Genomic DNA, 21,318 nt, shown 5'->3' on the forward strand with positions numbered 1-21,318 from the left:
AGGTCACATGCGTTCGAAGCCGCGGACCCGCTCCCAGTCGGTGACCGCCGTCTCGAACGCGGCCAGTTCGGTGCGCGCGGCCTGCGCGTAGTGCTGGACGACGGACGCGCCGAAGACCTTGGCGACGATCTCGCTGTTCTCCCAGCGGTGGACCGCCTCACCGAGGGTGGCCGGCAGCCGGGGCACCGACGCGTCCCCGAGCGCGTTGGCCGAGTGCGGTGCGGGGGGCGTCAGTTCGTTCTCGATGCCGTACAGACCTGCCGCGACCGCCGCGGCCGTCGCGAGGTACGGGTTGGCGTCGCCGCCGGGCACCCGGTGCTCGATACGCAGCGAGTGGCCGGAGCCGACCACCCGGATCGGGCAGGTGCGGTTGTCCCGGCCCCAGGCGATCCCGGTGGGCGCGAAGGCCCCGGGCTGAAGGCGCTTGTACGAGTTGATGTTCGGTGCCATCAGCAGTGCGAAGTCCGGCAGACAGGCGAGCTGTCCCGCGACGAAGTGCCGCATCAGCTCCGACATGCCGTCCTGGTCGGACGGGTCGGCCAGCACCGCCGAGCCGTCCGTGCCGCGCAGCGACAGATGGATGTGGCAGGAGTTGCCCTCGCCCGCGTCGTACTTGGGCATGAAGGTGAGGGCGACGCCTTCCTGCTCCGCGATCTGCTTCGCGCCGTACTTGAAGAAGACGTGGTTGTCGCAGGTGGTCATCGCCTCGTCGTAGCGGAAGACGATCTCGTACTGTCCGGCGTGGCACTCGGCCCGGGCGCTCTCCATGGTGAGCCCGGCGCGGACCATCTCGCGGCGGATGCGGCGCACCACCGGTTCGAGGGCGCCGAGCCCCTGGAGGGAGTAGTCGACGTTGTAGTCGGTGGCGGGCCGCAGTCCCGCGTAACTCCGGTCCCAGGACTGGCGGTACGTCTCGTCGAAGACCAGGAACTCCAGCTCGGTGCCCGCGAAGGCGGTCAGCCCGCGGGAGGCGAGCCGGTCGAGCTGGGTGCGCAGGACGTGCCGGGGTGCGACGTCGACCGGTTCGCCGTCCGGCCACACGGCGTCCGCGAGGACGAGCGCGGTTCCCTCGTCCCAGGGCAGGGTGCGCAGGGTCCCGGGGTCGGGGCGCAGCACGAAGTCGCCGAAGCCGCTGCGCCAGGCGTCGATGGCGTATCCCGGGCCGGTGTCCATGTCGACGTCGGAGGCCAGGAGGTAGACACAGGCGCCGACACCGTCACGGGCCGCCTCGTCGAGGAAGTAGGGGACGGACAGCCGGCTGCCCTGGATGCGGCCCTGGAGGTCGGGGACACCGACGATGACCTCCAGGGCGCGTCCCGCTTCGGCCTCGGCCCGCAGCCGCTCGTACGGTGAGTCGGTCATATCCGCTCCTGGGGCGCTGCGGCCGTGTGCCCGGGGGCGGCGGCCGGTCGGAAGAGAGGGTTGTGGAGGGTGCCGTGGACGACGTCGAAGCCCTCGTCCTTCTCGGAGCGGTCGTGGAAGCCGCCGCCGAGCAGCTGTTCGCGGTTGAGCGCGACCCGGTCGAACTCGGGGGCGAGCAGTCCGAAGTCCTCGAAGCGGTCGGCCAGTTCGGGGAACCGGGCGTGGTAGCGCTCGATCTCGGCGCGTACCAGGGCCCAGAACTCGTCCTCGGGTACGCCGAGTTGGTCGGCGGCCAGCGGGGCGAAGAACCGGAAGTGACCGGCGAACACCGCGCTGAGCAGGGAGTGCGCCAGCTCGCCGGGCGGCCAGCGCAGCAGCAGGGCGTCCGCGCGTGCGGAGAGGGCCTCGTACTCGGGGTGGCTGCCGGGCAGCAGATTGACGTCCTCGGCGAAGTCCTTGACCGCGATGCCGATCGGCCGGTCGGTGGAGTCGTAGAGGACCACGGTGTTCTCGCCGTGCGGGCAGTAGGCCACCCCGTAGCGGTACAGGTAGTGGAGCAGTCCGGGGAGGAGGGCCGCGAAGAACCGTTCGAGCCAGGCGCGGGGCGGCAGTCCGGAGCGGTCCACCAGTTCGGCCACCAGGGCGCGTCCGTCGGAGCCGACCTTGAGCAGGGCGGCCATGGTGCGGGCCCGCTCGCCGTCGCGCAGCACCCCGGTGACGGGCTCCCGCCATACGGCGCCGAGCAGTTCGTGGTAGCGGTACGGGGCGTCCTCGACGGAGTCGTACAGCGGGTGGCCCACGGCGACGCCCGCGACCTCGCCCAGCGGGTGGAAGCGCAGTTCGTCGCCCAGGTACGGGTCGGCGTCGCGCACGGTGTGCAGCCAGGCGCTGACGTCGGGGGCCGCCTCGGTGGGCCGGGGCGAGAGTCCGCGCCAGACGAGGGTGTTGCGGATCAGCAGCGGCACCTTCACATTGCGGCGGTGCGGATGGTCGAGGTTGGCCAGGGTGCGGATGGACTGGAGGGGCCGGTAGCGGTCGGGGCCTTCGCCGAGGAGGACGATCCGGCCGTCCGCGAGGTACGGGGCGAACAGGGTCGCGACCGCCTCGTCCCAGTGGAAGGGATGCACGGGCAGCCAGTGGAAGTCGGCGGGGTCGGGCCCGCCCGCCCCGCACGCGGTGCGCAGGGTGTCCGCGAACGTCTCCCGGGTGGCCTCGGCCAGTTCCTCCGTGAGGAGGGTGTCCGCGTCGAGGCCGGGCACCCCGGCGTACGCGGCGATGCTGTGGTGGACGGCCGCCCACAGCAGTTGGACGGAGCCCGCGGACTCGGGGGCGTAGGCGGCGGCGTCGGACGCGGAGAAGCCGAGGCGTCCCTTGTTGAGGAGCATGCAGGGGTGGCCGTCCTGGTGCGCCTCCAGGTCCAGCTGGTCGAGGTCGGCGAGGGCCGCGGCGGGCAGCGCGCGGGAGATCAGCTGGGCCTCGGCGCGGCGGGTGGCGGTGAGTTCGCGCAGTACCTCGGCGGTGGTGGGGCCGTCCCAGCCGAGCCCGGGGCGGGCGTCGAGCAGGAGGTGTTCGGGTCCGGGCGCGCCGCCGTCGGCGGGTTCGGGGTGGCGGGCGAGGGTGCCGGGCACCAGCCGCCAGGTGGCGAAGGTGCCGCGGGTGGCGCGGAAGGTCCAGTGGACACCTTCGGTGAGGTCCAGCCGGTACGCGTCGGGGGTGTCCGCGGAGGGGTCCGGGACGGGCACGAGCAGTTCCTCGTAGGCGAGTTCCTCCACGGCCTTGGTGAGCAAGCGTCGGCCCGCCTCGTCCCAGGCGTCGCGGACTGCGCTGTTCATACGGTGTTCTCCTTGGATCGTGCGGGGGCCGTGAGGGCGGGGTCGGGGGCACGGCGGGCGGGCGCGGGGCCCGCGATCGTGGTGCGGCCGGACCCGGTCGGCGGGTCGTTCGCAGGCGGGTCGTGCGGGGGCGGGGGCGTCCCGGCGACGGTGGCGCGTGAGCGCCGCAGGGCCAGCAGGACGGCGCCGAACTGTACTCCGGCGGCGACCGCGAGGGGCAGTGCCAGATCGTGGGAGACGGCCGCGGCGGCGGCGAGCGGGGCGGCGAGCAGTCCGGCGTTGCGGACGGTCTCCACGGCCGTGTACGCGGGTCCGGCGGTGCCGGTCGCGCGGAACACCCACAGTTCGACGGCGACCTGGCCGAGGCCGAGGCCGACCCCGTACAGCAGACGTCCGCCGACGAGGGCGGGCAGGGAGTCGGCGAGCCATGACCAGGCGAGCCCGACGGTGCCCACCGCGAGGGCGGCGGGCAGCAGCCGGTCACCGAGCCGGGCGTGGCAGCGGCGTACCAGCGGGAGCACCGCGAGGGCGGAGAGGCTCGGCAGGAAGAACAGCACCGCGGAGCCCACGGAGCCGCTGCCGAGTCCTTCGGAGAACTCGGTGAAGAAGGGCCGTGCCACGTTCACGGAGAAGTCGAACGCGACCCCGATCATCGCGACGAAGGCGAGCACGGTGAACCACGCCCGCCGGTCCATGGCCACGCCCGGCACCGCGGCGGTGCGGGGCGCGGTACCGGTGGCGGCGGTGTCGGTGGCTGTCGCCTCCGCGTCCAGCGGGACGGGAGCGGGTGCCGCCGCCCGGGCGCCGGAACGCCTGCCGAGGATGCGGTAGGTGAGGACGGCCAGCAGGATGTCGAGGACGGCGAACGCGGAGATGCCGATCCTGGGGTTGGGCAGCGCCAGCACCCCGGCGCCGACCAGGGTGGACACCACCACGGACAGATGGAAGACGACGACCAGGGTGCACACCCCGGCCAGCCGCCCGCCCTCCCCGTCCTCGGACTCGTCGCCGTGCTCGGCGATGAACGCCGGGTACGCCAGCAGCAGGGCGCTGTTGGTCGCCACGACGAGCGTCGACAGCACGGTGTACGCGGCGTAGCTGGGTGCCATGCCGAGCAGCAGGTCGAACACGGCGGAGCCGCACAGTCCGGCCAGCACCAGCCGGTGCAGGGTCCACCGGCGGGCCGCCAGACCCCAGAGCGGCAGGGCGGCCAGTCCGACGATGCGGCAGATCCAGATGTAGACACCCGTGGCCTGCGGGTCCTCGATGTCGTACAGCCGGTCGAAGAGCTGCGGCAGGAAGGGGGTCAGCGCGGTCTCGGCGACGAGGTGCAGCCCGATGACGGACAGGAGGACCGACCTGGCCTGCCGTCCCGTTCCGGCGGCGCGGTCCTTGACCGTCACCGCGGCCCGCCGGAGGATGTCGCCGCCGGGTCCGCGGGCAGCTGCGCGCCCGCCCCGGGACCGGCGGCCCCGGAGGCGTCGGGCCGGGCGGCGTCGGGCGGGGTGCCGAAGGTCGTGAACGCCTGCCGGGCGGCCATGGGCAGCACGTCGCGGCCGGTGGCGGCGTTCAGGATCGTCGCGGAGCGCCAGGCGCCGAGGGTGAGGTCGGGGGCGCCGACACCATGGGTGTGCATCTCGGCGTTCTGTACGTAGAGGGTGCCGGTGACGCGCGGGTCGAGGGCGACGCGGTAGTCGCCGTCCACCTGGTAGCGGCCCTTGTCGTCCCAGTCGACGAGGTCGGTCAGCGGCTTCAGGAACGCGGGCCGGGAGGCGCAGTAGCCGGTCGCGGAGACCACGGCCGAGGTGCGCACCTCGAACGGCTCGTCCTGCTGCTGGGAACGGCAGGTGAGCACATAGCCGTCGCCGTCCGCGACGGCGCCGATGAGCTCCACACCGGGGTGCAGGGCCGCCCGGGGGTCGCCGCCGCCGATGGTGCGCTCGTACAGCTCGTCGTAGATCTCGCCCAGGGTGTCGCCGCTGACGCCCTTGTAGAGCTGCCACTGCTCGCGGACGAGCCGCTCACGGGTGGCCTCCGGCAGTCCGCGGAAGTAGTGGATGTAGTCCGGGGTGAAGTGTTCGAGGCCGATCTTGGAGTACTCCATGGGCGCGAACGCGGTGGTGCGGGCCAGCCAGCGTACGAACGGGCCGCCCTGTCCCTCGCCGTCCTGGTGGCGCAGCAGGTCGAGCGCGACCTCGGCACCGGACTGGCCGGAGCCGATCACGGTCACGTCGTCGGCGGCGGCCAGCCGGGCGCGGTGGGTGCGGTAGTCGGCGCTGTGCATGACCCGGTCGGCGTGCGCCCCGGTCATCAGTCCGCGCAGCGCGGCGGGGACCACCGGGTCGGTGCCGACCCCGAGGACGACCTGGCGGGCCAGTACCCGGGTCTCGGTGCCCTCGGAGCGGTGGACGACCGCGAAGGCGTCCGCCCGTTCGTCCCATTCCAGCGCGACGACCTCGGCGCCGAAGCGGCAGGAGTCGAGGCCCTCGGCGACCCAGCGGCAGTAGTCGTCGTACTCGCGGCGCGGTATGTGGAACCGCTCCGAGAAGAAGAACCGGAACATCCGGTCGTGGTGGCGCAGATAGTTGAGGTACGACCACCGGCTGGTCGGGTCGGCCATGGTGACGAGGTCCGCGAGGAACGGCACCTGGAGGGTGGTGCCCTCCATCAGCATCCCGGGGTGCCAGGAGAACCCGGGCCGGGAGTCGAGGAACAGGGACCGGAAACCGGGTACCGGATCGGCCAGCGCCGCCAGCGACAGATTGAACGGGCCGATGCCGATCCCGACGAGGTCGTAGGGGGAATCGTGGTCGGCGGGCGTGGGGGCGGTCACCGCTGGGCCTCCGTGAGGGGATTGGCGAGATCGATGTAGACGGACTGGGTGTGGACGTCGCCGACGAGTTCGTCCAGCCCGTCCACGCAGGTCAGGTAGTTGCCCTTGCAGCGCAGTACGGGGGCGTCGAGCAGCAGTCCGAGCAGGCCCTTGGCGGCGGGTTCGGCCGCGCGCAGCCGCTCCAGCACGGCGCGTACGACGCCCAGCAGGCGTTCCTCGTCGGCGAGCCCCAGCGCGCCGAAGGCGCCGACGAGGCCGAGGAGGTTGTTGACGCCGAGGTAGTAGGCGACGCGTTCGTCGACGAAGGCGTCGTCGAAGACGAGTTCCACGCCGTCACTCGCGCCGGGCAGCAGCCGTTCGATGTCGTCGGCCCGGGAGGCGGCCAGATAGTAGCCCTGGCTGTCGCGGTACCAGCCCGCGGACGGCAGCCCCTGGTCGTCGAGCGTCACGAGGACGTTCTGGTGGTGCGGCTCCAGCGCGATGCCGTACCGGGCGTGCAGCCGGATCAGGGGGACGGCGAGCACGCGCAGATACCGTTCGACCCAGCGCTCCGACGCCTCGGCGACGGTGGTCCCGCCGGTCCGCGCGGCGTGTTCGACCGCCTGGCAGAGCTGGGCGCGGTACCGGGGCGGGCGGCCGTCGCCGGGGCCGGTGCGCTCGGCGAGCAGACCGGCCACGCACAGGCCCTCGGGCTCGCCCGTGCCCCGGAAGGGGTTGTCGCGGAACGCGGTCTCCAGTCCCGTCTCCGGTCCTTCCGCTCCGACCGAGATCCAGGCGAACTCCCGCAGGATGCCGAACTCGGGGTGCTCGGCGCGCAGCCAGTCCCCCGGCCCGGCGGCCAGCAGCTGGGTGGCCCGCACACCGAGACGCATCTCGGAACGCAGGTTGTTGCGGCGGGAGTTGGTGATCCGCATACCGAGGGACAGTTTCAGCATCACCTCGGCGTCGGGCCGGTGGACGGTCCGTACGGAGGACGTGGGGTACCAGGCGGGTCCGCCCGCGCCGAGCGGGCGCAGGAGTCCGGCGTCCACGAGCGCGGCGACCTCCGGGCGGGCGAGCACGTCCCGGGCCTGCCAGGGGTGGGCGGGCACGGCGGCCCAGCCGTCGGGCACGTCGAGTCCGGCGGCGAGCGGGGCCAGCAGGTCCCGGGGTGAGCGGGGGTCCGCGCTGTCACCGACGACGACGTCCGGGTGCGCGGCGAACCAGTGCAGCGGGAAGGAGCCGCGCAACTCGGGTGAGTAGGACTCCAGTTCCGCGTCGGACGCCTCCTCACGGCTCTTGGGCGCCGGATGGAACGGATGCCCCAGGAGCAGTGCCTGTTCGGCGTCGAGGAACGGGGTCGGTCCCCGTCCGCCGTCGCCCTCCGTCCGGCGGCGGGCGAGGTGTGCGGCCGTGCGCCGCGCGGAGTTGAGGACGCGGGCGGCGGCGTCGCCCCCGAGATGGGGGCCCACGCCGCGGCCCAGTGTCGTCTCGCGGATCAGGGCCGCCGCGACCAGTGACGCGTCGGCGTCGGGCCCACCGCCGTCGGCGGACACCCGGGGCACGTCGAAGCGGTGCCAGCCGGTGGCCGAGCGGTGGCGTACCGGCACGGACAGGGTGATCCCGCTGGCGGGCAGATCCAGCACCAGTACCTGCCCGGCCTCGGGCACCCGGGTGCCGGTCTCACGTACGTAGGCCCGCAGCAGGGTCTCCGTGGCCGCCGCGTCGCCCGCCCGCAGCGGGTCGGGGTCGTCGAGCGGGTCGGGACGGGTACGGGGGTCGGCCAGCGTCCGGTCGGGCGCGGGGTCCTGCGTGGACGCGGTGCCCGGCGCGGGGTCCTGCGTCGGCGTGCCCGTGGGTCCGGGGACGGATGCGGGGGCGTCGTGGGGGGTCACCGGCCTTCCTCCTCGGCGAGGCCGGCCGCCACGACGGTCCGCACCAGCCGTGCGACGTCCTGCGCGGAGGTACGGGGGTTGAGGAGTGTCAGCTTGAGCCGGACGCGTCCCGGGCCCTCGCCCGGCAGTTCGGTCCGGCCGACGACCGCCCGGCCCTCGCGCAGCAGCCTGCGCCGCAGCGCCGCGTTGACCTCGTCGGTGTACGCGGGGTCGGCGCCCTCGGGCACGTAGCGGAACAGGAAGGCGGTGAGCACGGGTTCGGCGTGCAGTTCGAGCCGGGGTTCCGCGCGGACGGCCAGCGCGCCCTGGCGGGCCAGTTCGTGGCAGGTGTCGACCAGGGCGCCCAGACCGGCGCGGCCCAGGGTGCGCAGGGTGACGGCGATCTTGAAGGCGTCCGCGCGGCGGGTGGTGCGCAGGGACAGCCCGAGCAGACTGGGGTACCCGGCCTCCTCGTCGTCCTGCGGGTTGAGGTAGACCGCGCGCCGGGCGAGGGAGGCGTAGGTCTCGGCGCGGCGGGCGAGGAAGACACCCGCGGCGACGGGCTGCCAGCCCAGTTTGTGCCAGTCGAGGGAGACGGAGTCGGCCCGTTCGATGCCGTCGAGCAGCGGGGCGAGCCGGTCGGACAGCAGGGCGCCGCCCCCGTAGGCGGCGTCCACGTGCAGCCAGGCGCCGTACTCCGCGGCCAGTTCCGCGCAGCGGCCCAGCGGGTCGACGGCTCCGGTGTCGGTGGTCCCGGCGGTGGCGACGATCGCGAGGGGCAGTTCCCCCCGGTCGGCGCTCTCGCGCAGGGCCGCCGCGAGGGAGTCGGGCAGCATCCGCAGTTCATGGTCGACCGGGACGGACACGACCGCGTCCTCGCCGAGGCCCAGCAGGGCCGCGGAACGCGCCACCGAGAAGTGAGCGGCGGAGGAGGCGAAGATCCGGGGCCGGGCCCCGGTGGCGGGCACCCCGGCCAGCTCGACCTGGCGTCCGGCGGCGCGGCCGAGGACCCGGTCACGGGCGAGCATCAGGCCCATCAGATTGGACTCGGTGCCCCCCGAGGTGAGCACCCCGGCCGCGGCGACCGGGTCATAGCCGACGAGCGCGGCCAGTTCCTGGAGGAGCAGCGTCTCCAGGGTCGTCGCCGCGGGCGCCTGGTCCCAGGAGTCCTGGGAGGGGTTCAGCGCGGACACCGCGAGATCGGCGGCCACCGCGACGGCCAGCGGCGGGCAGTGCAGATGCGCGGCGCACAGCGGGTCGGCCGGGTCGGCGCTGCCGTGCGCCAGTACCTCGGTGAGCAGGCCCAGCGCCTCGTCGCCGTCGGCCGCGGTGAAGGCCCGTACGACCTCCGCCGCCAGCTCGCGCGGGGTGCCCTCGGGCAGCGGTCCGCCGCGGCGGGCGGCCCCCCGGGCGAGGGCGTCGAGCACGGTACGGATCAGCGGGTCGAGGGCGTCGGGACCGTCCGCCCCACCGGACAGCGCGGGCGTCGGCGCGGCGGCCGGTGCGACCGGGCCGGTGGCGCTGGTCCGCCCGGGCGGCGGGGCGAGGGGACGCAGGGGGGTCACGGGGACCGGGTCGGGGCCGCTGTCCTGGTGCGAGGCCGTGGGCGGGTCCGGCAGGGCCGTGGTGAGACCGCCGCCCGGCGCGGTCGCGAGGCCGAGATCGTGGGTCATGAGGAGGCTCCGGAGGTGCGCAGCGCGGTCACCGTGGCGATGGCGTCGGTCAGCCGGTCCAGGACGGCCTCGACCTGCTCGTCGGAGATGATCAGCGGCGGCAGCAGCCGGACCGTCGAGTCGAACCGGCCCCCCAGCTCCACGATGAGCCCGCGCTCCAGGCACGCGGTGCGCACCTGGACCGCCGTCCGCGGGTCGACGGGACGCGCGCCGCACGCGTCGGGCTCGGCGTCCGGGTCGACCAGTTCGACACCGATCATCAGCCCGCGGCCCCGCACGTCACCGATCGCGGGCAGCGAGGAACGCAGGGCGTTCAACCGCTCCGTCATCCGCGCGCCGACGACCGCGGCACGCTCGGCGAGGCCCTGCTCCGTCACGTACTCCAGGGTCGCCGTACCGGCCGCCATGGCGAGGGTGTTGCCGCGGAAGGTGCCGGTGTGGGCGCCGGGCAGCCAGCCGTCGTAGTCCTCGTGGTAGACGAGCACCGCGAGCGGGAGGCTGCCGCCGATCGCCTTCGACATGACCATCGCGTCGGGGACGATCCCGCTGTGCTCGACGGCCCAGAAGGCGCCGGTGCGCCCGACCCCGGTCTGCACCTCGTCGATGATGAGGGGGATGTCGCGCTCCGCGGTGATCCTGCGCATCTCGCGCATCCAGTCGTCGGGCGCGGGTACGGCGCCGCCCTCGCCCTGCACCGCTTCGACGATCATCGCCGCGGGCGGTACGACGCCGCCGTTGGGGTCGTCGAGCAGCCGCTCGGTGTAGGTGGCGGACAGCCGCGCGCCCTGGTCACCGCCGACGCCGAACGGGCAGCGGTAGGGGTACGGGTAGGGGAGCCGGGTCACATCGGCGGCGATGCCGGGCACCGGCGTCCGGGTGGTGACGCCGCCGGAGGCGGCCAGCGCGCCCGCGGTCATCCCGTGGTAGCCGCCGCCGAAGGAGAGGATTCCGCGGCGGCCGGTCGCGGTCTGCATCAGTTTGAACGCCGCCTCGACGCCGTCCGTCCCGGTGGGACCGCAGAAGTGGACACGGGCCTTGTCGGCGAAGCCGCTGGGCAGGGTCGCGAACAGGGCGTCGGTGAATCGATCCTTCTCGGGGGTCGCCAGGTCCAGGACATGCAGCGGGGCCCCGCTGTCCAGGGTGCGCCGCACGGCCTCCAGTACGACCGGGTGGTTGTGGCCGAGGGCCAGGGTGCCGGCACCCGACAGGCAGTCGAGGTAGCGGCGGCCGTCCACGCCCTCGACCCACATGCCTTCGGCACGGGCGGGGACGATCGGGAACGAGCGTGCGTAGGTACGGGCCGAGGACTCACGGGAACGCTGGCGCTCCAGGATCGCGGAGTGGCCGGTGCCGGTGCGCTCGGCGGGGTGCACGGTCATGGGGAATCTGCTCCTGATGGGGGTTGTGAGAGGGAGCGGACAGCGTGGAGTACGACCGGGCCCCTGGTCGGGCCGGCCTGTCTGCCTCGCTTCGTGGCCTGTGGTGCGGGTGGTGCCTCAGATCAGATGGCGTTCGGCCACCGGGTGCCCGAGGAACCTGTGCATGGCGAACTCCCAGCCGTAGGAGCCCGCGTAGGGGAAGACGACGAGGTCTCCGGCGCGTACCCGGTCCACCCGGACATCACGCAGCAGGGTGTCCTCCGGTGTGCAGAGTTCACCGACGACGGTGACCCGGGTGTCCTCGGCGGTGGGCCGGGGGCAGGACTCGGGCCAGCCGGGGACGGGGAGCACGGCGATGTTGTGCACGATGTCCCAGGACGTGGGGAGCTGGAAGTGGTTGATCCCGCCGCGCAGCACGACGAACGTCTCACCGTACGAGGTCTTCACGTCCGTCACCTCCGCCGCGTACCAGCCGCAGTCGGCGACCAGGAACCGGCCCGGCTCCAGGACGACCTTCACCCCGGGCGGGACCTCGACGGCCGCGGCCAGTTCACCGAAACGGGCGACGTCGAATTCCTTCTCGCCCTCGAAGGCGACGCCTATCCCGCCGCCGATGTCGACGTGCCGCAGGGTGAATCCGGCCTCCTGGGCCGCCCGTACGCTCCACTCCACGCACCAGCGCAGATACGCGGCGTGCGCCTCGGCGTCGAGGTTGTTGGACGCGGCGTGGATATGGAAGCCGATCAGCTCGACGGCGGGCAGGCCCAGGGCCTCCCGCAGCACGGCCGGCACATCGGGTTCCGCCACGCCGAACTGGGAGGGCTCGCCGCCCATGTGCAGCGAGCCGGAGACGGGGATCTCCGCGGGGTTCACCCGCAGCGCCACCCGGGCCCGCACACCCTCGCGCTGTGCGATCCGGCTGATCCGGTGCAGTTCGAGCAGGCTCTCGGCGTTGATGGCCTCGACTCCCGCCCTGATGAGCGAGGTGAGGACCGGTACCGATTTCGCGGGGCCCGCGGCGACCAGCGGGGCGGGGACCCCGTCCGTCACCGGCAGGGCCTCCAGCGCCAGTTCGACCTCGGCGCGGGACGCGACCTCGAACCCGTCGATGTGCGGGGCCAGGGCCCCGAGCAGCGCCGGGAACGAGTTGGCCTTCACCGCGTAGTAGACGGCGGCCCAGTCGGGCAGCGCCTCGCGCAGCTGGCGGGCGCGGCCGATCGCCACGGAGGCGTCGTACACATAGGTCGATACGGGGGATTCGTCACGCGTCATTTCCAGCAGACGGGCGCGGACTTCCCCGGGGAGCACGTCCACCGGGTAGACGGAGCGCGGGGCGGAGGACGGCGGCAACTGGATGGACAACATTCTGCCTTGGGTCGGAGCGGGCGCAGCGGGGAGCTGACGTCCGGGGTGGGGGGACGTCGTGAACTGTTCAGCGCCGAAGATGGTTCGGCGTCACCGTCAGGGGGAAGTGTGTACGGGACAGACGCCCGGGCGCCGCGTCAGCTCGATGGCTGTACGCACTGACCTCGTATCGGTGTAGCCCGGTTGAGACACGTCTCTCCTACGAAGGGGCACGGGGAATCCCCGGCCTCGGTTCTGAACTTAGGGTAGCCTAACCTAACGGTACGCAGTTTGTCTCTCACGGGCCGTCCGGCGGGACGGCGGGCCGTGCATGGCCGGTCAACCTCCCTGGTCGCGAACCGTTTTGACGACGCGTCAGCACCCGCGAACCGAATGTGACCACACACTCTCGGGTGGTCGCAACATCCCAATCATGGCGCTTTGCCTCGGAATTGACGCCGTGGGTGCAGGGGTGCGACGCCAAGTCAACCCACCACCGGACGGGGCGCGAGGCGCCGGAGGCGGCGAATACGCCCGGGGAACCGCACCGGTTGACCCGAATCGCCCGGAACATCCACCCCATATGGGCGGTGCGTGATGTGAGGAAGGTCGCAGCGGCGGCGGTGCGGTGCGGGTGCGCCACGCCTTGCGGTGCGGTGACGTGCGGTGACGTTCGGGTGCGATGCCCTGTGGTGCGGGTGCGGCGCCCATGCGAGGCGGGCGGCGGCGGGTCCTGCGGTGCGGAGGCGGGCGCGGTGGTGCGGCGCGCGGGTGAGGGCGAGGGCGCGGCAGGACCCGGTGGGGCGCGCGGGAGGGCCGGGGCGCGGGGACGCGCGTGGGCGGCACGGGACGAGGCCCGCGGGCGGGGGCATGCGCCGGGCGGCCCAGGAGTCGGCCGGACCGGGCGTGCGCCGACCCGGACAGCCGAAGGTCCGCAGCCGCCGCGTGAGCGCGGGACCGCCCGCGTCACCGGGCCGGTCGGGCCGTCGCCAGGACGCCGGGCGGGGCGCGGTCAGGGGCAGGGGGCGCTGTCGTCGCGCCGGGTCACCCCGGGCCGGGTGTCGAGCGACCAGGCGTGCGCGCAGCGGGGGCACTGGAGATGGACGACGGGCCCGTCGTTGGAGATCAAGTAGCGCCAGTGCTCACGGCAGTTGCGCCGGTCGGCGCAGGTCGCGCAGGTACTGGCGTCGTCGCAGACGGGACACGCCACCCAGGCCCGGCGGGCGTCGTCCGCCTGGGGGTCAAGGGGAAGCCGCACGGCCCGGGCCCTCCCCCGGCAGCACACCCGCCGCGACGAGCATGTCGTGGGTGCGGCGCTGCTCGGGGTCCAGCCCCGAGTACAGCAGCGCGTACGCCTCGTCCTCGCCCCGGAGGACGGCGACCGGGTCCCAGTCCGGCCCGAGGGCGGCCACGACCGAGGCCCGGCGCCGGGCCTCCTCGAAGGTGAGGTCGACGGTGAAGGGGGTGAGGCCGGTGGTGAAGGGGGTGAGGCCGGTGGTGAAGGGGGTGAGGCCGGTGGTGAAGGGGGTGGGGCCGGTGGCCCTTTCCTGATCCATGGCGAGACTTCCGGTGTACTGACGGGACCCGTCCACCTGTACCAGAGCGCCTCCGCCGGAGGGAAGGGTCACCTAAGTCGCCGCATATGGCGCGTACGTCACCCCCGGGGTGCGGAGCACCGGACCGTACGGCGAAACGCGCCGCCGCCGACGGCCGGTTGCCCGGGTCCGGCGGCAGCGCCCGGAGCCGACCCGGACCGGCCCGCTGTGACGTACTTCATCGCCGCGGTGCGGTCCGCCGGGGCGACGGCCGTCAGGGAGCGCCGTCGGCCGGCCGCCGCCCCGCTCGCACGCCGGGGTGCGCGGGCTACTGTGTCGCGCGTCACGCGCGAAGGCGCGTCCGGTCGGCGGACGGAACGGGAAGGGGAACGGAGGCGCACCGCGCCTCCGGCCCCGGTGCCGTACCGGGGACGCACAATCCGGGCCGTGCCACGCGACGCGCACACCGTCCGGCCCGCGAGCACCGTCAGGGGAGACATGTCCGAGCCCGTACCCGCCGGTTCCCGCCGTCCACCGCGGCGTCGGCCGCCCCGGCTGCTGGTGCCGCTCCTGCTGCTGGCCGTCTGGATCGGGGTGGGCGGTGTGCTCGGCCCGTTCGCGGGACGGCTCGGGGAGGTGGCCACCAACGACCAGTCGGCGTTCCTGCCGCGCAGCGCCGAGTCGACCAAGGTCGGAGCCGAGCAGCGGGAACTCGCCCAGGAGGAACCGGTACCGGCGATCGTCGTCTGGACGGCCGAGGGCGGCGGGCGGCTGGACGCGGGCGCCGAGGAGGCGGCGAACCGGGTGCTCGCCGCGGTCGGGGCGGACACGGAGGTCATCGGGCGGGTCCCGCCCGTCGTGCCCTCGGAGGACGGCGAGGCGCTGCGCGGGGTGGTACCCCTCGACCCGGCTCTCGGCGACGCCCTGCCCACCGCCGTCGAGGACATCGGGGCCGCCGCGGGGAAGGTACCCGGGACCACCGCCCAGGTCGCCGGGCCCGCCGCTTCCCAGGCCGACCTCAAGGGTGCCTTCTCGGGCATCGACGGGCTGCTGCTCGTGGTGGCGCTCGCGACCGTGCTGGTGATCCTGGTGCTGGTGTACCGGAGCGTCCTGCTCCCCCTGGTGATCATCCTCAGCGCGGTCCTCGCCCTCGCCCTGTCCTGCGCGGTGGTCTACGCGCTGGCGGACGCGGGGGTGGTGCGCGTCGACGGGCAGGTGCAGGGCATCCTCTCCATCCTCGTCATCGGCGCCGCCACCGACTACGCGCTGCTGCTGACCGCCCGGCACCGGGAGGAGCTCGCCGTCCGCTCCGACGCGTACGCCGCGCTGCGGGCCGCGGTACGCAGGTCCGCCGGTGCCATCCTCGCGAGCGCCGCGACCGTCGCGTTCGGGCTGCTCGCCCTCCTCCTCAGCGATCTGACCAACAACCGGGCGCTCGGTCCGGTCGGCGCCATCGGTATCGCCGGTTCCGTGCTCGCGGTGCTGACGTTCCTGCCCGCGGTGCTGATGCTGCTGGGCCGGAGCGTCTACTGGCCCGCGAAGCCCGAGACCGCGGCACCGGCACCGGCACCGGCACCGACTCCGGTGACCGCCGACGGCACCGGCGAGGGGACCCGAGCGGACCGGGTCCAGGAAGCGGACCAGGCGTCGGGGGCGGCCGGGGTCCTGGCGACGGCCGGGGTCTGGGGGCGGGTCGCGCGGCTCGTGGACCGGGCTCCGCGACGGGTCTGGGCGACGAGCCTCGCCGTACTGGCCCTGTTCTCGGTGTTCGCCGGAGGACTCAGCGCCAAGGGCCTCCCGCTCGACGAGATCTTCGTGAACGACGCCCCTTCCGTCGCCGCCCAGGAGACGCTGGGCCGGCACTTCCCCGGCGGGTCCGGGACCCCGGCGGTGATCCTCACCAACGCCGGCAGCGCCGAGCGGGTCGTACGCGCCGCCGCGGACACCGAGGGCGTCGCCTCCGCGGCGCCCGCCCCCGGCCCGGGTGGACCGGGCAGCGCCGCGCCTTCCGCCGACGGCCGGGTCAGGATCGACGCCGTACTGGCGGACAGCTCCGACAGCGCGGCGGCCGAACGGACCGTCCTCGCCCTGCGCGACACCGTGCACTCCGTGGCGGGAGCCGACGCGCTCGTCGGCGGCTGGACCGCGCAGCGCATCGACGCCCGCACCACGGCCGAACACGACCGCGACCTGATCGTGCCGGTCGTCCTGCTGATCGTGCTGGTCATACTGATCGGCCTGCTGCGTGCGCTGGTCCTGCCGCTGCTGCTGGTCGCGACGGTGGCGCTCAGCTTCCTGGCCACCCTCGGGGTCAGCGCCCTGGTCTTCCCGCTCGTGCTGGGCTCCGCCTCCACCGATCCCTCCGTACCGCTCTACGGCTTCGTCTTCCTCGTGGCCCTGGGCGTCGACTACAACATCTTCCTGATGTCCCGGGCCCGCGAGGAGTCCCTGGTCCACGGCGTCCGCACCGGCATGCTGCGGGGGCTGGTCACCACCGGCGGGGTGATCACGTCGGCCGGGGTGGTGCTCGCCGCGACCTTCGCCGCGCTGGCGGTGATCCCGCTGTCCTTCCTGGTGCAGATCGCGTTCATCGTGGCGTTCGGCGTGCTGCTCGACACCTTGATCGTCCGCTCGCTCCTGGTGCCCGCACTCGTCCGGGACCTGGGCCCGCGCGCCTGGTGGCCCGGTGTCCTCAGCCGTCCGACGGAACAGGACCCGGGCGCCGCGCGGCCCGCGACGGGGAAGGGGGAACCGTCCGGCGGCTAGGAACCGCCCCCGGCCCGCGAGCAGGGAACCGGCCCAGCGGGACGACGCCCCGGACCGCACCGCCTCACGTCGCGTTCAGCGCCACCGTCGGATGCGTCCGTGAGGCCCGGATCGCCGGATAGAGGCCCGCGACCACACCGATCACCAGGGTGGCCGCCAGACCGCCCGCGAGGGACCAGGGCGGGACGACAGCCGTCCATCCCTGGAACCGTGCGAAGCCGCCCGTGGCCGCCGCGCCCAGCAGCGCGCCCGTCACCCCGCCGAGCGCCGACAGCAGCAGCGACTCGGTCAGGAACTGGAGCCGGATCGCGCCCCGGGTCGCGCCCAGCGAGCGGCGCAGGCCGATCTCCTGACGGCGTTCCAGGACGGAGATGACCATGGTGTTGGCGACGCCCACCCCACCGACCAGGAGGGCCACCGCGCCCAGGCCGAGCATCAGGTTCGTCAGCCCCTCGTCGGTGGCCGCCTTGGCGGCCAGCGCGTCCGACGGGCGGGAGACCGTGACGCCCGCCTCGTTGCCGGGGCTGACGGTGCGGGCCAGGACCGCCCGTACGTCCTCCACCGAGGCGTCCGTGGAGCGCTCGAAGACGGTGGTGGGGTGGCCGTCGAAGCCGAAGTAGCGTTCGGCGGCGGGGAAACCGATCATCGCGACCCGGTCCAGGGCGGGAACCAGTTCGATCGGCTTCAGGATGCCGACGACGACCACACGGATGTCGTCCATCATGATCGTCTCGCCGGTACGGGTGACACCGAGACGGTTCGCCGCCCGGGCGCCGAGCACCGTCACCGGCAGGCGTTCTCCCGCCCCGTCGAGCCAGACTCCCCGGTCGACCTCACCGCCGAGCGTGGACAGCAGATCGGTACGGGCCGCCTGGGCGATGACCCCGGCGGTGCGCTCCTCGGGGACCACGTCGCTGCGGCGGATACGGGCGTCGACATCGGCGGTGGCCGTGGCGTGCTGCACCGGTCCGACGCGCTCGACCATCGCGACCGCCGACTTCGCGAGCTTGACCCGGGTGCCCGAGGGGTCCTCGGCCGCCTCGGCGGTGAGGAGGTTGGTGCCGAGGCGGTCGAGCCGGGCCATCAGGTCCGCGCGGCTCGACTCGGACAGCCCGACGACCGCGACCATGGTCGCGATACCGATGGCGATACCGAGCGCCGAGAGCACCACCCGGGCGCGCCGCGCCCGCAGACCGACCGCGCCGACCCGCAGGACGTCACGCGCGGAGAGCCGGGAGGGCTTGAGGTCGTTCCCCACGTTCCTCATGAACCGGCCCCTCCCCCACCGGACACGCCCGACGACATGAACCTGTCCGACCCGCCGGACGCACCGGACCCGGCGGACCCGCCGGACGCACCGGACCCGGCGGAACGGGAGTCCGAGACGATCGCGCCGTCCCGGAAGCGGACCCGGCGCGGCAGCGAGTCCGCGATCCCCTGGTCATGGGTGATCACACAGATGGTGGTGCCGGACGCGTGCAGCTCGTGCAGCAGCTCCATGACGATCGCGCCGGACGCGGTGTCCAGCGCCCCGGTCGGTTCGTCCGCCAGCAGCAGCGTGGGGTCACCCACCAGCGCGCGGGCGATGGCCACCCGCTGCTTCTCACCACCGGACAGCTCGTTCGGTGTGTGCGAGCGGCGGTGGTCCAGCCCCACCCCGGCGAGGGCCTCCCGTGCCAGGGCGCGGCGCCGCTTCAGCGGCACGCCCGCGTACAGCAGTCCGTCGGCGACGTTGTCCACCGCGTCGCGTCCCGCCGCCAGATGGAAGTGCTGGAACACGAAGCCGATATGGCGGGCGCGCAGCGCGGAGAGCCGGGAGTCGGGGAGCCGGGACACGTCGTACCCGGCGACCCGGACGGTGCCCGAGGTGGGCTTGTCGAGGGTGCCCATGACGTTGAGCATCGTGGACTTGCCGGAGCCGGACGGGCCGACGACCGCGAGCAGTTCACCCGCTTCGACGGTGAGGTTCACCGCGCGCAGGGCGTGGACGCCGCCCGGGTACGACTTGGCGGCGTCCCGCAGTTCGATCACGGGAGCGGGTGTGCCGATCGACGGGGGTTCCTCGATCACCTCAGGGTGTGTCATGACTTCGCCACCCCGACCTTCATCCCCTCGCGCAGGCCGGAGCCGCTGACCTCGATCCGCCCGTCGGCGGTCATGCCCGTCTCCACCCGCACCATCCTCGACGCGCCGTTCTCGACGATCTGGAGGCCGTAGCCGCCGTCCTCACCGCGCAGGGCGACGACCGCCTCGACGGGCACCGCCAGGACCCCCTTCCGTGCCTCGCTGACGAACTTCACGCTCGCCGGTTCGTCGGGGTCCTCACCGGACACGGCATCCGCGCCGCCGGTCAGGACGACCTCGACGGTGATGCCCTCCGGAGCGGGTTCACCGCCCTCGGCGGCGAGCTGGTCCGGCCGGACCGTCCCCGCGACCTTCCCCGCCACGGTCCGCCCGCTCGGCAGGGTGACCTCGACCTTGGTGCCGTCGGAGGTGAGCGCCCCGTCCCCCTGGTCCAGTTGTGCCCGGACGACGGGGTTGGTGGAGGCGATCGTCAGGACCTTCCCGTCCGGTCCGACCTGGTCGGCGAGCGCCGCGTCGGCGGAGACCACCTTGACCTGGCCGGGCTGGAAGACGACATGTCCCCGCCCGACCCGGCCGGTGACGTCGCGGTTCAGGGACTTCTGCCACCGCTTGACGGCGGCCTCGGTGTCCTTGTCGTACCAGATGTCGACGTACAGCCGCGCCCCGTACCCCAGGTCGCGCAGATTGCGCTCCAGTTGGAGCACATCGCTGCCGCGGTCGCCGTCCTTCATCTCGCGGAACATCGGGACGGGCCCGTAGAGCAGGGTGACGGGTTTGTCGTCCAGCTCGTACAGCGCCTGCCCCCGGGTCAGCGTCGCCCCTTCGGAGGCGGCCACCGTGACGGTGCCCTCCACCGCGGATCCGACGGGACGGCGCTGCGCGAAGTCGATTGTGCCGTCGACCGTCTTGGAGCTGACCAGGTCGGTGCGTACGACCGGCGTGGTGGCGGGCGGCAGACCGCCGCGCCCGGGGTCGCCCCCGTCCCCGCCACCACCGCCGAGGTACAGCGCGCCCCCGGTGACGGCGGCGCAGACGGTCACCGCGCCCAGCACCACCAGAGCGGTACGGCCCTTGACCGCGTGCCGTCCGGACCTCCGGGTCACTGCATCCCGTCCAGACCGTCGAGCAGCTTCGACGCGCACGCCTCGCGGGCCTTCTTGTACGCCGGTGACTCCTCGTCGAAGGCCGGGTCCATCGGGTTCGACTGTCCGCCCGGCTGGGCGTTGCCGCCGCTCATGGTCGGGTTGACGAACTTGGAGACGCCGTTGTCCCGCATGCAGTGGGCGTGCGCGAGCATCGACTCGTACGCCTTCTGCTGGTCGATCTTGGGCGTGGCCGCCGAGACGGCCTGCAACTGTTCGACGCAGACGCCGTTCCTGCCGCCCCTGATGCCTTGGTTGCGGCCGGGCTGGGACCCGATGGCGTTGATCTTGTCCCAGTCGGGATGGCCGTTGAGCCGGGGGTCGGGGAAGTCCGGATAGCCGCCCTTGGCGCGCATGCACTCGATGTACGTCATCTGGGCGTCGTAGAAGGCGCTCCTGCTGTCGGAACGGGCACCCGGCTTCTCATCGCTCTTGGTGGGGCTCGCGTCCGGCTTGTCCGGCGCGGCGGGCACCTCGGCGATCGCGGTGTCCTTCCTGGCGCCGTCCGGGTTGCTGTCGTCACCGCCGACACAGGCCATGGAGAAGGCGAGGACGGGCAGCACGACGAGCGCGGTCAGGCGCAGCCGGGCAGTCGTACGGGAGGTCGTGTTCACGCTCATGGCCACCACCCTCGCCACGCCACGTGATGACGATTCCATGGTCATATGATGAGCACGTAACAATGCCCCGACCTGCGACATCGACCCCCGGCCAGGGCAGCGGAGCAGCGATCGGGACGGCCATAATCGACCGCATGCCGCATGTACTGCTGATCGAGGACGACGCGTCCGTACGGGACGGGATGGAGCTCGTGCTGCGCCGGCACGGCTACGACGTCGACACGGCGGCCACCGGCGAGGAGGCCCTCGCCCTGCTGGACGGTCCGGGCGGCGGGAAGGTCGAACTGGCCGTGCTGGACCTGATGCTGCCCGGTATCGACGGCTTCGAGGTGTGCCGCCGCATCCGCGCCAGGACCACCGCCATGCCGGTCATCATGCTGACCGCCCGCGGCGACGACCAGGACATCGTGACGGGCCTGGAGGCGGGCGCCGACGACTATGTCGTCAAGCCGGTCACCGCACCCGTGCTGGAGGCCCGTATCCGGGCGGCGCTGCGCCGCGCGGAGCCGTCACCGGCCGGACCGGCACCGGGCGCGGGCGCCGACCTCGCCGGGCTGGTGATCGACCGCGCCGGGCTGACCGTCACCAAGCACGGGGTCCCGGTCGCGCTGCCGCCCACCGAGCTGCGGCTGCTCCTTGAGCTGTCGGCCTCCCCCGGCCGGGTCTTCAGCCGTGAGCGGCTGCTCGAATCCATCTGGGACCACACCTTCCTGGGCGATTCCCGGCTGGTGGACGCGGCCGTCGCCCGACTGCGGGCCAAACTGGAGGACATACCGGGCAAGCCGCGCTACGTCCAGACGGTGCGCGGCTTCGGCTACCGCTTCGGACCGCTGTGAGCCGGGGGGACGCGCGCGGGGGTGGAGCGAAGCGGGGGCCGGGAGCGGCACGCGGGGA

At 73.6% G+C, this 21,318-nt stretch carries 16 protein-coding genes; 2 read left to right on the plus strand and 14 right to left on the minus strand.

Annotated elements, in window-relative coordinates:
• Positions 1–3: 3 nt before the first annotated feature.
• From AB852_RS12290 to AB852_RS12335, 10 genes are all read right to left on the minus strand, one after another.
• Positions 4–1,362 carry a glutamine synthetase family protein gene (locus AB852_RS12290; RefSeq protein ID WP_073786947.1) on the minus strand — a complete coding sequence of 453 codons (1,359 nt, stop codon included), beginning with the start codon at positions 1,360–1,362 and terminating at the stop codon, positions 4–6.
• The gene (locus AB852_RS12295) at positions 1,359–3,194 is read right to left on the minus strand and encodes an IucA/IucC family protein (RefSeq protein WP_073786949.1); all 1,836 of its coding nucleotides are present in this window, start codon (positions 3,192–3,194) and stop codon (positions 1,359–1,361) included. Before AB852_RS12295 ends, AB852_RS12290 begins: the two co-directional genes overlap by 4 nt.
• On the minus strand, positions 3,191–4,597 hold the full coding sequence (locus AB852_RS12300; RefSeq protein ID WP_073786951.1) for an MFS transporter: 1,407 nt from the start codon (positions 4,595–4,597) through the stop codon (positions 3,191–3,193). The genes AB852_RS12295 and AB852_RS12300 overlap by 4 nt, the downstream gene beginning before the upstream one ends.
• On the minus strand, positions 4,594–6,027 hold the full coding sequence (locus AB852_RS12305) for a lysine N(6)-hydroxylase/L-ornithine N(5)-oxygenase family protein (protein ID WP_073786953.1): 1,434 nt from the start codon (positions 6,025–6,027) through the stop codon (positions 4,594–4,596). The genes AB852_RS12300 and AB852_RS12305 overlap by 4 nt, the downstream gene beginning before the upstream one ends.
• Entirely contained in the window at positions 6,024–7,901 is a 1,878-nt protein-coding gene (locus tag AB852_RS12310) for an IucA/IucC family protein (RefSeq protein WP_073786955.1), read from the minus strand. The genes AB852_RS12305 and AB852_RS12310 overlap by 4 nt, the downstream gene beginning before the upstream one ends.
• Positions 7,898–9,553 carry a pyridoxal phosphate-dependent decarboxylase family protein gene (locus tag AB852_RS12315; RefSeq protein WP_079184544.1) on the minus strand — a complete coding sequence of 552 codons (1,656 nt, stop codon included), beginning with the start codon at positions 9,551–9,553 and terminating at the stop codon, positions 7,898–7,900. The genes AB852_RS12310 and AB852_RS12315 overlap by 4 nt, the downstream gene beginning before the upstream one ends.
• Positions 9,550–10,932: a diaminobutyrate--2-oxoglutarate transaminase gene (locus AB852_RS12320; RefSeq protein WP_073786968.1), complete on the minus strand. Its 1,383-nt coding sequence runs from the start codon at positions 10,930–10,932 to the stop codon at positions 9,550–9,552. The genes AB852_RS12315 and AB852_RS12320 overlap by 4 nt, the downstream gene beginning before the upstream one ends.
• A gap of 117 nt (positions 10,933–11,049) precedes the next feature.
• Entirely contained in the window at positions 11,050–12,297 is a 1,248-nt protein-coding gene (locus AB852_RS12325; protein WP_079184545.1) for a type III PLP-dependent enzyme domain-containing protein, read from the minus strand.
• A 991-nt stretch (positions 12,298–13,288) separates the two neighbouring features.
• On the minus strand, positions 13,289–13,534 hold the full coding sequence (locus AB852_RS12330; protein ID WP_073786970.1) for a hypothetical protein: 246 nt from the start codon (positions 13,532–13,534) through the stop codon (positions 13,289–13,291).
• On the minus strand, positions 13,518–13,832 hold the full coding sequence (locus AB852_RS12335; protein WP_073786972.1) for a DUF6400 family protein: 315 nt from the start codon (positions 13,830–13,832) through the stop codon (positions 13,518–13,520). The genes AB852_RS12330 and AB852_RS12335 overlap by 17 nt, the downstream gene beginning before the upstream one ends.
• A gap of 477 nt (positions 13,833–14,309) precedes the next feature.
• Between AB852_RS12335 and AB852_RS12340 the strand changes: the two genes are divergently transcribed.
• Positions 14,310–16,577, plus strand: coding sequence for an MMPL family transporter (locus AB852_RS12340; RefSeq protein WP_073786974.1), 2,268 nt, complete (start codon positions 14,310–14,312; stop codon positions 16,575–16,577).
• A gap of 64 nt (positions 16,578–16,641) precedes the next feature.
• On the opposite strand, the gene AB852_RS12345 is transcribed toward AB852_RS12340, so the two are convergent.
• From AB852_RS12345 to AB852_RS12360, 4 genes are read right to left on the minus strand one after another with little or no spacing between them, the layout of a single operon-like run.
• Complete coding sequence (locus AB852_RS12345; protein WP_073786976.1) at positions 16,642–17,844, minus strand: ABC transporter permease; 1,203 nt, start codon at positions 17,842–17,844, stop codon at positions 16,642–16,644.
• Positions 17,841–18,662: an ABC transporter ATP-binding protein gene (locus tag AB852_RS12350; protein WP_079184547.1), complete on the minus strand. Its 822-nt coding sequence runs from the start codon at positions 18,660–18,662 to the stop codon at positions 17,841–17,843. Before AB852_RS12350 ends, AB852_RS12345 begins: the two co-directional genes overlap by 4 nt.
• On the minus strand, positions 18,659–19,765 hold the full coding sequence (locus AB852_RS12355) for a peptidoglycan-binding protein (protein WP_073786978.1): 1,107 nt from the start codon (positions 19,763–19,765) through the stop codon (positions 18,659–18,661). Before AB852_RS12355 ends, AB852_RS12350 begins: the two co-directional genes overlap by 4 nt.
• The gene (locus AB852_RS12360) at positions 19,762–20,424 is read right to left on the minus strand and encodes a hypothetical protein (protein WP_073786980.1); all 663 of its coding nucleotides are present in this window, start codon (positions 20,422–20,424) and stop codon (positions 19,762–19,764) included. Before AB852_RS12360 ends, AB852_RS12355 begins: the two co-directional genes overlap by 4 nt.
• A gap of 134 nt (positions 20,425–20,558) precedes the next feature.
• Here AB852_RS12360 and AB852_RS12365 point away from each other — a divergent pair, with 134 nt between their 5' ends.
• On the plus strand, positions 20,559–21,260 hold the full coding sequence (locus AB852_RS12365; RefSeq protein ID WP_073786982.1) for a response regulator transcription factor: 702 nt from the start codon (positions 20,559–20,561) through the stop codon (positions 21,258–21,260).
• Positions 21,261–21,318: the final 58 nt, after the last annotated feature.

The organism is Streptomyces uncialis, assembly GCF_001905345.1.
GTDB lineage: Bacteria > Actinomycetota > Actinomycetes > Streptomycetales > Streptomycetaceae > Streptomyces > Streptomyces uncialis.